The sequence below is a fragment of the Pseudomonas entomophila genome, from assembly GCF_029193575.1.
GTDB lineage: Bacteria > Pseudomonadota > Gammaproteobacteria > Pseudomonadales > Pseudomonadaceae > Aquipseudomonas > Aquipseudomonas entomophila_G.
Map to the genome: position 1 here is coordinate 1 of NZ_JARGCS010000012.1, position 11,728 is coordinate 11,728.

The 11,728-nt window shown below is 65.5% G+C and carries 8 protein-coding genes; 5 read left to right on the forward strand and 3 right to left on the reverse strand.

The genetic code is table 11. The annotated features are described in order from the left end of the window. The 3 genes from P0Y43_RS04780 to yjiA form a co-directional block, all read left to right on the forward strand. The coding region (locus P0Y43_RS04780; RefSeq protein WP_275636160.1) for a carbon starvation CstA family protein at positions 1 to 1,830 on the forward strand (1,830 nt) is incomplete at its 5' end. A gap of 19 nt (positions 1,831 to 1,849) precedes the next feature. Then, positions 1,850 to 2,047 (forward strand): YbdD/YjiX family protein, encoded by a 198-nt coding sequence (locus P0Y43_RS04785; protein WP_275636161.1) that lies wholly within the window; start codon positions 1,850 to 1,852, stop codon positions 2,045 to 2,047. Positions 2,048 to 2,122: 75 nt separating this feature from the next. Further along, a complete protein-coding gene (yjiA, locus tag P0Y43_RS04790) occupies positions 2,123 to 3,097 on the forward strand; it encodes a GTPase (protein ID WP_275636162.1) in 975 nt (324 codons plus the stop codon). 1 nt (position 3,098) lies between these two features. Here the strand turns inward: yjiA and P0Y43_RS04795 are convergent, their stop codons facing one another. From P0Y43_RS04795 to P0Y43_RS04805, 3 genes are all read right to left on the reverse strand, one after another. Further along, positions 3,099 to 3,659, reverse strand: a complete 561-nt coding sequence (locus tag P0Y43_RS04795; RefSeq protein ID WP_275636163.1) for a hypothetical protein — start codon at positions 3,657 to 3,659, stop codon at positions 3,099 to 3,101. Positions 3,660 to 3,847: 188 nt separating this feature from the next. After that, the gene (glyA, locus tag P0Y43_RS04800; protein ID WP_275636164.1) at positions 3,848 to 5,101 is read right to left on the reverse strand and encodes a serine hydroxymethyltransferase; all 1,254 of its coding nucleotides are present in this window, start codon (positions 5,099 to 5,101) and stop codon (positions 3,848 to 3,850) included. A 150-nt stretch (positions 5,102 to 5,251) separates the two neighbouring features. Then, complete coding sequence (locus tag P0Y43_RS04805) at positions 5,252 to 9,112, reverse strand: sensor domain-containing protein (protein ID WP_275636165.1); 3,861 nt, start codon at positions 9,110 to 9,112, stop codon at positions 5,252 to 5,254. 257 nt (positions 9,113 to 9,369) lie between these two features. Here P0Y43_RS04805 and P0Y43_RS04810 point away from each other — a divergent pair, with 257 nt between their 5' ends. Further along, a complete protein-coding gene (locus tag P0Y43_RS04810; RefSeq protein ID WP_275636701.1) occupies positions 9,370 to 9,765 on the forward strand; it encodes a hypothetical protein in 396 nt (131 codons plus the stop codon). 181 nt (positions 9,766 to 9,946) lie between these two features. Continuing rightward, positions 9,947 to 11,614 carry an energy-dependent translational throttle protein EttA gene (gene ettA, locus P0Y43_RS04815; RefSeq protein WP_275636166.1) on the forward strand — a complete coding sequence of 556 codons (1,668 nt, stop codon included), beginning with the start codon at positions 9,947 to 9,949 and terminating at the stop codon, positions 11,612 to 11,614. Positions 11,615 to 11,728 lie beyond the last annotated feature (114 nt).

Sequence of the window (11,728 nt, forward strand, 5' to 3'; positions counted from 1 at the left end):
GGCCTGGACTACGTCCCGACCAACAAGCACATCCTGTTCGGCCATCACTTCGCCGCCATCGCCGGCGCCGGCCCGCTCGTGGGCCCGGTGCTCGCCGCGCAGATGGGCTACCTGCCCGGCACCCTGTGGCTGATCGCCGGGGTGGTGCTGGCCGGCGCGGTGCAGGACTTCATGGTCCTGTTCCTCTCCACCCGCCGCAACGGTCGCTCGCTCGGCGACATGGTGCGCGAGGAGATGGGCCGCATCCCCGGCACCATCGCCCTGTTCGGCTGCTTCCTGATCATGATCATCATCCTCGCGGTGCTGGCGCTGATCGTGGTCAAGGCCCTGGCCGAAAGCCCGTGGGGCATGTTCACGGTGATGGCGACCATCCCGATCGCCATGTTCATGGGCATCTACATGCGCTACATCCGCCCGGGCCGCATCGGCGAGATCTCGCTGATCGGCGTGGTGTTGCTGCTGCTGTCGATCTGGGCCGGCGGCCTGGTCGCGGCCGACCCGGTGTGGGGCCCGGCGTTCACCTTCACCGGCGTGCAGATCACCTGGATGCTGGTCGGCTACGGCTTCGTCGCCGCGGTGCTGCCGGTGTGGCTGGTGCTGGCGCCGCGTGACTACCTGTCGACCTTCCTGAAGATCGGCACCATCGTCGGCCTGGCGATCGGCATCCTGATCCTCGCCCCCGAGCTGAAGATGCCGGCCCTGACCCAGTTCACCGACGGCACGGGCCCGGTGTGGAAGGGCACGCTGTTCCCGTTCCTGTTCATCACCATCGCCTGCGGCGCGGTGTCCGGCTTCCATGCGCTGATCTCCTCGGGTACCACGCCGAAGCTGCTGGACAACGAAACCAACGCCCGCTACATCGGCTACGGCGGCATGCTGATGGAGTCGTTCGTCGCCATCATGGCCATGGTCGCCGCCTCGGTGATCGAGCCGGGCGTGTACTTCGCCATGAACAGCCCGGCCGCAGTGGTCGGCGCCGACGTGGTGTCGGTGGCCAACACCGTCAGCAGCTGGGGCTTCCTGATCACCCCCGAGCAACTGGAAGCGACCGCCCGCGACATCGGCGAGCACACCATCCTGGCCCGCGCCGGCGGTGCGCCGACCTTGGCGGTGGGCATCGCGCAGATCCTCCACCAGGTGCTGCCGGGTGAGAACACCATGGCCTTCTGGTACCACTTCGCGATCCTGTTCGAGGCGTTGTTCATCCTCACCGCAGTGGACGCCGGCACCCGTGCCGGGCGCTTCATGCTGCAGGACCTGCTGGGCAGCTTCGTGCCGGCGCTCAAGCGCACCGAGTCGTGGGGCGCCAACCTGCTGGCCACCGCGGGTTGCGTGACCCTCTGGGGCTACCTGCTGTACCAGGGCGTGATCGACCCGCTGGGGGGCATCAATACCCTGTGGCCGCTGTTCGGCATCTCCAACCAGATGCTGGCGGGCATCGCGCTGATGCTGGGCACCGTGGTGCTGATCAAGATGAAGCGCCAGCGCTACGTGTGGGTGACCCTGCTGCCGGCGGTATGGCTGCTGATCTGCACCACCACCGCCGGCTTGATCAAGCTGTTCGACCCGAACCCGGCCGTCGGCTTCCTGGCCCTGGCCAAGAAGTACAGCACCGCGCTGGATGCCGGCCAGGTACTGGCCCCGGCCAAGGACATCGGCCAGATGCAGCACGTGATCTTCAACGCCTACACCAACGCCGGCCTGACGGTACTGTTCCTGGTGGTGGTGTTCAGCGTACTGTTCTTCGCCATCAAGGTTGGCATCGCCGCCTTGGGCCGCAAGGAGCGCAGCGACAAGGAAACCCCGTTCCAGGCCCTGCCGGACGCGTGATCGAAAGAGGAGTGCCGTGATGTTCAACGACCTGGGTCGACTGGGTAAATACCTGGGGCAGGCCGCCCGCCTGATGGTCGGCATGCCCGACTACGACACCTATGTCGCGCACATGCAGGCCAAGCACCCGGACAAGCCGGTGATGAGCTACGAGGCGTTCTTCCGCGAGCGCCAGGAAGCCCGTTACGGTGGCAAGGGCGGCCCGAAGTGTTGTTGACCCTGCGCAATGCATGAACCTGTGGGAGCCCAGCCGGGCTCCCACTTTCATTTTCGGCTTCATGGAGGCACCCGCGTGCAAACGCCCATTCCCGTCACTGTGCTCACCGGCTTTCTCGGCGCCGGCAAGACCACGCTGCTCAAGCACATGCTCAAGGCCGAACACGGCCTGAAGATCGCCGTGATCGAGAACGAATTCAGCGAGGCCGGCATCGACAGCCAGTTGCTCGGCGACGAACCCGTGCAGGTCATGACCCTGGCCAATGGCTGCGTGTGCTGCAGCATCCACGGCGACCTGACCCGCGCCTTGTTCCTGCTGCTGGAACGCCTCGATGCCGGTGAGATCGCCTTCGATCGCCTGGTGATCGAGTGCACCGGCCTGGCCGACCCGGCGCCGGTGGCGCAGACCTTCTTCATCGATGAGGAACTGCGTGAGCGCTACATCCTCGATGGCATCATCACCTTGGTGGACGCCAAGCACGCCGACCTGCACCTGACCCAGGCCATCGCCCAGGCCCAGGTGGGTTTCGCCGACCGCCTGTTGCTGTCCAAGACCGACCTGGTCGAACCGGCCGAGGTCGAGGCGCTTGGCGAGCGCCTGGCGCGTATCAATCGCCGTGCGGCCCAGCGGGTGGTCGAGCATGGCCGCATCGACCTGGCCGAGCTGCTCGACGTGCGTGGCTTCAACCTCAACCCGGACCTGGGCGGCAGCCTCAAGCCGACCCTGCGCCCGCTGCTCAAACCCGCTACCCCGGACCGCATCGCCACCCTGGTGCTGCGCACCGACACCGCGCTGGACATCGACCGCCTCAGCGACTTCATGAACGAACTGCTGGAAAGCCATGGCAAGCAACTGCTGCGCTACAAGGGCGTGCTGAACATCGCTGGCGAGGAGCGCAGGCTGGTGTTCCAGGGCGTGCTCAAGCTGTATGGCTTCGACTGGGATGCCGAGTGGCGGGTGGATGAGCCACGGGAAAGCGTACTGGTGTTCATTGCCGACGAGCTGCCCGAAGCCCGCATCCGTGAGGCGTTCGAGCAGCTTTGTCGTTGACTCATTGCTCGTAGGGGGCGTTGAGCCAAGGAACGTTGCGGCTATTGATGTGCAGGTTCCAGGTTTGCGGCTCACCTTTGTCGGTACCCACGTACTCATACGGTAACCCTTCCACTCGACGTCTGCGAATGCTTGCGCCGTCGTGGAACAGGGTGACCGGGTGAGTGTCCGCGTCCAGGTCGCTCAAGCTGACACGTTGCCCCTGGGGGGTTCGCAGTTCGAGCGCGCTGGGGGCGCTTGTCTCGCTGCTGAACGCACCGAGATACCCATCATTGGTGAGTTTGACGCCCTTGCCGAAGTGCTGGCCCTTTTCACGCACGTACAGGCGGTAGCCGGTCGGCGTATGGCGAAAGTACAGCAGCATGGCCTGGTCGCTGACCCCGGCTTGGCAACTGAGCAAGTGCGAGTCGTCGCGAACGGTGCTGACCAGTTGCGGCAGTACCCCCGCGCCGCCGAACCAGTTGACCCAGGCCTTCTTGCCCAGCAGCGCATCCAGGCTGTGCAGGGGGCGTTGGCCGAGCCACAGGGTGGCGAGGAATGATTGTTGTCTGTGGGTAGGCATGATGACTTCCTTGGCGTAGTCCGGCGGCAGGTAACCGCGAATGGGCTCGACAAGATAGTTGGCCTGAGCCGCAAGCCGCAGCCGGAAGGTCTTCGTGGTGCCCACGATGAACCGCCAGGGGCGGCGAAACTGAGGTACAAAAAAGCCCGGCATCGAGGCCGGGCTTTTTCACATCAGGCATTCGCCAATCAGTTGCCGTACACCGGCAGCTGCTTGCAGATGGCCTTGACCTTCTCACGCACGGCATCGATCACCGCTTCGTTGTTCAGGTCGGCGAGGATGTCGCAGATCCAGCCGGCCAGCTCGCGGCACTCGGCTTCCTTGAAGCCACGGGTGGTCACGGCCGGGGTGCCGAAGCGCAGGCCCGAGGTGACGAATGGTGAACGTGGGTCGTTTGGCACCGAGTTCTTGTTGACGGTGATGAAGGCCTTGCCCAGGGCGGCGTCGGCGTCCTTACCGGAGATTTCCTGCTTGATCAGCGACAGCAGGAACAGGTGGTTCTGGGTGCCACCGGAAACCACGTCGAAACCGCGCTCGATGAACACCGAGGCCATGGCCTGGGCGTTCTTCACCACTTGCTGCTGGTAGGCCTTGAACTCAGGTTGCAGGGCTTCCTTGAAGCAGATGGCCTTGGCGGCGATGACGTGCTCCAGCGGGCCGCCTTGGGCGCCTGGGAAGACCGCCGAGTTCAGCTTCTTCTCGATGTCGGCGTTGGCGCGGGCCAGGATCAGGCCACCGCGCGGGCCGCGCAGGGTCTTGTGGGTGGTGGTGGTGACCACGTCGGCGAACGGCACCGGGTTCGGGTACACGCCGGCGGCGACCAGGCCAGCCACGTGGGCCATGTCGACGAACAGGTAGGCACCGACCTTGTCGGCGATTTCGCGGAAGCGGGCGAAGTCCAGGACCTGCGAGTAGGCCGAGAAGCCGGCGACGATCATCTTCGGCTTGTGCTCGACAGCCAGGCGCTCGACTTCGTCGTAGTCGATCAGGCCGTTGGCGTCGATGCCGTACTGGATGGCGTTGTACAGCTTGCCGGAGGAGGACACGCTGGCGCCGTGGGTGAGGTGGCCGCCGTGGGCCAGGCTCATGCCCAGGATGGTGTCACCGGCCGACAGCAGGGCCAGGTAGACCGCGGCGTTGGCCTGGGAACCGGCGTGCGGCTGGACGTTGGCGTAGTCGGCGCCGAACAGTTCCTTGGCACGGTCGATGGCCAGTTGCTCGACCACGTCGACGTACTCGCAACCGCCGTAGTAGCGCTTGCCCGGGTAGCCTTCGGCGTACTTGTTGGTCAGCACCGAGCCCTGGGCTTCCATGACGGCGGGGCTGGTGTAGTTTTCCGAAGCGATCAGCTCGATATGCTCTTCCTGGCGCAGGGCTTCTTGCTGCATGGCTTCGAAGAGCTCGGCGTCGTACTTGGCAATGGTCAAATCACGGCTGAACATGGCGGTCCTCAAGGATCGGGGCTGAATTGGGTGGGCATTCTAACCCATTGCCTGGGGGCTGGCATATGAAGTGGCGTCATGTCGCGGACCAATGGAATTCATCCTTTGCCTGCCCGCTTGCTGGCCTGGCGCGCGTCCCTTGCAGGCGCGTCACTGGAACATGAACAACGTCTCGTTGCTGAACTGCGCCTCGAACTGGTTCGCCGGCATCGGCCGTCCGAACAGGTAGCCCTGCACCTCGTCGCAGCCGTGCTCGCGCAAGAACTCCAGCTGCTCGTGGGTCTCCACGCCCTCGGCGATCACCGCCAGGTTCAAGCTGTGGGCCATGGCGATGATCGCCCGGGCGATCTGCGCGTCCTGCTCGCCCTCGGGCAGGCCGTCGACGAAGGTACGGTCGATCTTCAGCACATCGATTGGGAACTGCTTGAGGTAGTTGAGCGACGAGTAGCCGGTGCCGAAGTCGTCGACCGCGATGCTCAGCCCCAGGTTCTTCAAGCTGTCGAGGATCTGCATGGCTTCGTTGACCTCGCGCATCAGGATGCTCTCGGTCAGTTCCAGTTCCAGGCATGCCGGCGGCAGGCCGGTTTCCTCGAGGATGGTGGCGATGCGCGTGCCCAACTGGCCGTCGGAGAACTGCCGCGCCGAGATGTTCACCGACACCTTCGGCACCCGCACCTTGGCCTTGTGCCAGGCCTTGAGCTGGCGGGCGGCTTCACGCAGCACCCAGTCGCCGACATCCACCACCAGGCCCAGTTCCTCGATCACCGGGATGAAGTCGCCCGGCGGCACCAGGCCACGGCGCGGGTGGCGCCAGCGCAACAGCGCCTCGGCGCCGGTCAGGCGCTTGCCGTCGCCGCTGAACTGCGGCTGGTAGTAGAGGACGAACTCGTTCTGCTCCAGGGCGTGGCGCAAGTCGCTTTCCAGCTCCAGGCGCTCCAGGGCGCTGGCGTTCATGTCGGCCTGGTAGAACTGGAAGTTGTTCTTGCCACGCTCCTTGGCGTGGTACATCGCCGTGTCGGCGTTCTTCATCAACTGGCTCAGTTCGCTGCCATCCTGCGGGCTGAGGGCGATGCCGATGCTGGCGGTGACGAAGAACTCACGGTTCTCCAGCACGAACGGCCGCACCAGGCTGGCGAGGATGTTCTCGGCCACGTGAATCGCCCGGTTCAAGGCCATCTCGCGGCTGGCGCGTGGTTGCAGCAGCAGGGTGAACTCGTCGCCGCCCATGCGCGCGACGGTGTCGTCGCCATCGACGCAGGCCAGCAGGCGTTCGGCCATGTCCTTGAGCATGCGGTCGCCGGCGGCGTGGCCCAGGGAGTCGTTGATCGGCTTGAAACGGTCCAGGTCGAGGAACATCAGCACCACCCAGGCCTTGTGCCGCTCGGCCTGCTGCAGGGCGGTGTGCAGGCGGTCCTGGAACAGCGTGCGGTTGGGCAGGTGGGTCAGGGCGTCGTAGTAGGCCAGGCGGTGGATGCGCTGCTCGCTGGCCTTGCGCTCGCTGATGTCGGTGAAGAAGCACACGTAGCTGGCCAGGTCGCCTTCATCGTCGAGCACCGCGGTGATGCCCACCCAGGCAGGATAATGCTCGCCGCTGCGGCGCTTGAGCCATACCTCGCCCTCCCAGGTGCCACGCTGTTGCAGTTGCTTGAGCACGTAGCGCAGGTGGGCGTCCTGCTGTTCGTCGACGGTGAGCATGCCGGGCAACTGGTCGAGCACTTCGCTGACGTCGTAGCCGCTGACCCGGCTGAACGCTTCGTTGGCCTGGACGATGTAGCCGGCCGGGTCGGTGATGAGGATCGCCGAGGTAGAATGTTCGAATACCGTCGCGGCCATGCGCAGGTCTTTCTCGGCGCGGCGCTGCTGGCTGATATCGCGGCCCACGCCGAGCACGCCCTCGAAACGCTCGTGCTCGTCCCACACCAGCACCAGGCGCAGCTCGATGGGGATCTTGCGGCCATCGGCGCGCAGGCAGTCGAACAGGAACAGCTGGGTGGTCAGCTGGCTGCGCAGCTGGCGCAACTGTTCGCGATCGCCCAGGGCCTTGCTGACCCGCTCCATCAGGTTGTAGATGCCGGTGAGCTGGGCCGGGTTGGCGATGATCGATTGCCAGCCATGTTCGAAGATCCAGTCGGCCTGGTAGCCCAGTACCGTCTGCACCGAGGGGCTGACGTAGTTGAAGCGCAACTGGTTGTCGGTGGAGAAGATCACGTCGCTGATGCTTTCAGCGAGCATGCGGTAGCGCTGCTCGCTGTCGCGTAGCGACTGGCTGGCCTCGATCTGCACGGTGACGTCCTTGCCCACCCCGATGATGCGCACCACCTGGCCGTCGCTGTCTCGGGTCAGCACCTGCTCGCGAATGTCGTAGCAACGCCAGGTGCCGTCACGGTGGCGGAAGCGCAGTTGGCAGTGCAGCGACTGGCTGTGGCCACTGTCGCGTTGCTGCTGGCGCAGGCTGCGGTAGTGCTCTGCGTCCTCGGCGTGCAGCAGCAGCTCCCAGAAGTGCTCGCCCATCTGCGCAAGTTCGCTGCGGTCGTAGCCCAGGGCCTGGCCGAGGTGGCGGTTGCTGAAGATCATCCGCCGGGTCTGCACGTCCTGCACGTAGAGCTGGTCGGGCACGGTGCGCACCACGTCCGACCAGAAGCTCTCGCGCTCGAGCAGCGACAGCTCCACCTGCTTGCGGCTGGTGATGTCGCTGATGCTCAGGATCACCGCCTGGAAGTCACGGCGTTGCTGTGGCAGGCGCGCCATCAGCCACAGGTGCAACTCGCCGCCCAGCGGCGCGGGCAGGCGTACCTCCAACTCCAGCAGCGCGCGTTGCTCGACCAACGCGTCCAGCAGTTGCGCGCCGATGCTCTCGCCGCTGCCCTCGAACAGGCGCTGCCAGGCGCCTTCGTTGCCCTCGACGTTGAGCAGTTGGCGGGCCACCTGGTTGATTTCGGTGATCTTCAGCTCTTGCAGCAAGGTACGGCGCAGGCCTGGGTCAAGCGCCAGGCTGTGGCGCAGGGCGGCGTGGTTGCGCAGGTGGTAGCGGTCAAGCTGTCCGGGCAGGCTGGACAGGTCGAGCACGCACAGTGCCACGCCGGTGCCTTCGAAGATTTCCTGGTAACGCCGGCGGTCTTCCTGCAATGCGCGCTGGCGGCGGCGCATGTTGATCAGCGCCAGCACCGGCAGCAGGGCACAGAACAGCACCAGCATGCATTTGCCGATCAGCGCCGGGAGCAGTTTTTCCTGGGCCAGGCCCGCGTCGAACAGGCCGCGCAACTGCCAGTTGCTGTTGTCGATGAACGCCAGCATCACGCTCTGCAGCGGGCCGACGTTCTGCCAGCTCGTGCCACGGCGGTCGAGCACTTCGCCGGTGCGCACGTTTTCCAGAACCCACAGCGGGTGGGCCGGGCCGTCGAGCTTCAGGGTCAGTTCATGGTAGTAGTCGCTGGACAGGCGCAGCAGCCAGTAGCCGCGGTCCTGTTCGGCCGTCTGGCGCAGCAGCAGGTAGACCCGGCCGTTGCCGGGGGCATTGGCGAAGAAGTACGGGCGGCCTTGGTCGAGGCGCACCAGTTCGTCGATCAGCGCGCTGTCTGGCGCATTGTCGAGGCTGTCGCGGGCGATGCGCCCGCTGCTGTCCAGCCAGGCCATGTCGCGCAGGCTCGGCAGGCGTTCGCGCAGCGTGTTCAGCAGGGCCGGCAGCGCCGCCGGGGCGGGAGGCCGGGTGTACGGTTGGACCACGTTCAGCGCCAGTTGGGCCTTGAGGGCCATGTTCAGGCTCAGGTGGTCGGCCAGTTCCGCGCTCGCCGCCAGGCTCTGCTGGCGCAGGTCGGCCTGGGTGTGGCGGAACTGGGCGAACAGTTGCCACAACAAAAGGCCGAGCAAGACCAACGCCAGCAGCGCCAGCGCGCCCTTGAGCGAGCCGCGCAGGGCCGTGGCGGGCGCGGCTGCGCGCGAGGGGGGCGGTTGAGTGAAGTTGGTCAAGCGTCGGTCCTGCGATTGGGCTGGCGATGGCAGGTGTCGGATCATCTCGCAGGTGTGCCGCTGTCAGGGGGTTGTACGAAAAGTCGCGCAGGCACTTTTCGTACAAAGCCCTGGGGCACGCCGCCTGGGTGCACTATACGGCCGGACGTACGAAGGCGGCTAGCATGCCTTCAATTATGGCAAAGTGCCAGTCCGTGTGTCGGTGCGGGAACAGTGTGGTCGGTCATGGGGGTTCGGCAAGCCCCTGGCTCCTGTGCGAGAATGCCGCCCGCTTCATAGTCAACGCATCGGAGATGTACGGTTTGGTTACCCATTTTTCCACCAATGGCCTCGATTCCGCCTGTGGGCGTAGCAGTCAGACCCTGGTCAGCACTGCCGTGGCCGACGACGTATCCTGCAAATCCTGCCAGCGGTCGCTGGTCAAGCCTGAGGCCACCGCGGTGCGCAAAAGCCCGTCGCTGGCTGAGTTGCGCAAGTCGGCCAAGGCGGCGGCCGAGCCCGCCGCGGCGGCGCCTGTGGCGCTGAAGGCCGAGCCCACGTCGGCCAGCAAACCCGGGCAAAGGCCTGCTGGCAAGGCCGTCGAAACCCCGGCCCGCACGGGCGCTTTCAGCGTCAAGTCGGCTTGGGCGGCGCGCCTGGCCGAGCAGGGCAGCACCTCGCGGCTGCCACGGGGCAAGGCCCGGCAACGGCACGTCTGATCGTTGCGGCGGCCTCATCGCGGGGCAGCCTACACCCCTGCCATCCGCATCACCTGTGCAACGCCACGACTTGGCGTAGAATGGCCCCCTTTGTTCAACGACACCCCGCACACACACATCGCCCTGGCCTGCGCCAGGGCGAGCGTCGATGTCTTCACCTATCTGATTAGAGGGCTTGGTTTTGGCTCAATACGTCTACACCATGCATCGGCTGAGCAAGGTCGTGCCGCCGAAGCGGGAGATTCTCAAGAACATTTCCCTGTCGTTCTTCCCGGGCGCCAAGATCGGCGTGCTCGGCCTGAACGGCGCCGGTAAGTCGACCCTGCTGCGGATCATGGCGGGCGTCGACAAGGAATTCGACGGCGAAGCCCGCCCGATGCCCGACATCAACGTCGGCTACCTGCCCCAGGAGCCGCAGCTGGACCCGAACAAGACCGTGCGTGAAGTGGTCGAGGAAGCGGTCAGCGTGATCAAGGACGCCCAGGCTCGCCTGGACGAGGTCTACGCCGCCTACGCCGAGCCCGACGCCGACTTCGACAAGCTGGCCGCCGAGCAGGCCAAGCTCGAAGCCATCTTGCAGGCCTCCGACGGCCACAACCTGGAGCGCCAGCTGGACGTCGCCGCCGACGCCCTGCGCCTGCCGCCATGGGACGCCAAGGTCGAGCACCTGTCCGGTGGCGAGAAGCGCCGCGTGGCCCTGTGCCGCCTGCTGCTCTCGGCCCCCGACATGCTGCTGCTGGACGAACCGACCAACCACCTGGACGCCGACTCGGTGGCCTGGCTGGAGCGCTTCCTGCATGACTTCCCCGGCACCGTGGTGGCGATCACCCACGACCGTTACTTCCTCGACAACGTCGCCGGCTGGATCCTCGAACTGGACCGCGGCGCCGGTATCCCGTACGAAGGCAACTACTCGGGCTGGCTGGAGGCCAAGTCGGATCGTCTGGCGCAGGAATCCAAGCAGCAGAGCGCCCACGAGAAGGCCATGAAAGAGGAGCTGGAGTGGGTGCGCAAAGGCGCCAAGGCCCGCCAGTCCAAGTCCAAGGCCCGTCTGCAACGCTTCGAGGAAATGCAGTCGCAGGAATTCCAGAAGCGCAGCGAAACCAACGAGATCTATATCCCGGCCGGCCCGCGCCTGGGTGACAAGGTCATCGAGTTCAAGAACGTCTCCAAGGGCTATGGCGACCGCGTGCTGATCGACAACCTGTCGTTCTCCATGCCCAAAGGCGCTATCGTCGGCGTGATCGGGGGCAACGGTGCCGGTAAGTCGACCCTGTTCCGCATGCTGATGGGCAAGGAGCAGCCGGACTCGGGCAGCATCGAGATCGGCGAGACCGTGCAACTGGCCTGCGTCGACCAGAGCCGCGAAGACCTGGACGGCAACAAGACCGTGTTCCAGCAGGTGTCCGACGGTTCCGACCAGATCCGCATCGGCAACTACGAGATCCCGTCGCGCACCTATGTCGGCCGCTTCAACTTCAAGGGCGGTGACCAGCAGAAGTTCGTCAAGGACCTCTCCGGTGGTGAGCGTGGCCGCCTGCACCTGGCCCTGACCCTGAAGGAGGGCGGCAACGTCCTGCTGCTCGACGAACCGTCCAACGACCTGGACGTCGAGACCCTGCGTTCGCTGGAGGAAGCCCTGCTGGACTTCCCAGGCGCGGCCATCGTGATCTCCCACGACCGTTGGTTCCTGGACCGTGTGGCGACGCATATCCTGGCCTACGAGGACGACTCGAACGTGGTGTTCTTCGAGGGCAACTACACCGAGTACGAAGCCGACCGCAAGAAACGCCTGGGCGATGCCGCTGCCCAGCCGCACCGGGTACGGCACAAGAAACTGGCGCAGTAATACGCCAGTTTGATGCACAGGAATGGGGCCTTCGCAGGCCCCATTTTTGTGCCTGCCATACTGGCCCTATCGCGGGGCAAGCGCGCTCCTGCAGGTGCTCCACCGTCCATTAGC

Bases quoted from the DNA above. Each gene is read 5' to 3' on its own strand.
- P0Y43_RS04805 (WP_275636165.1), bottom strand. From the start codon at position 9,112: ATGATCCGACACCTGCCATCGCCAGCCCAATCGCAGGACCGACGCTTG.
- glyA (WP_275636164.1), bottom strand. From the start codon at position 5,101: ATGTTCAGCCGTGATTTGACCATTGCCAAGTACGACGCCGAGCTCTTC.
- P0Y43_RS04795 (WP_275636163.1), bottom strand. From the start codon at position 3,659: ATGCCTACCCACAGACAACAATCATTCCTCGCCACCCTGTGGCTCGGC.
- P0Y43_RS04785 (WP_275636161.1), top strand. From the start codon at position 1,850: ATGTTCAACGACCTGGGTCGACTGGGTAAATACCTGGGGCAGGCCGCC.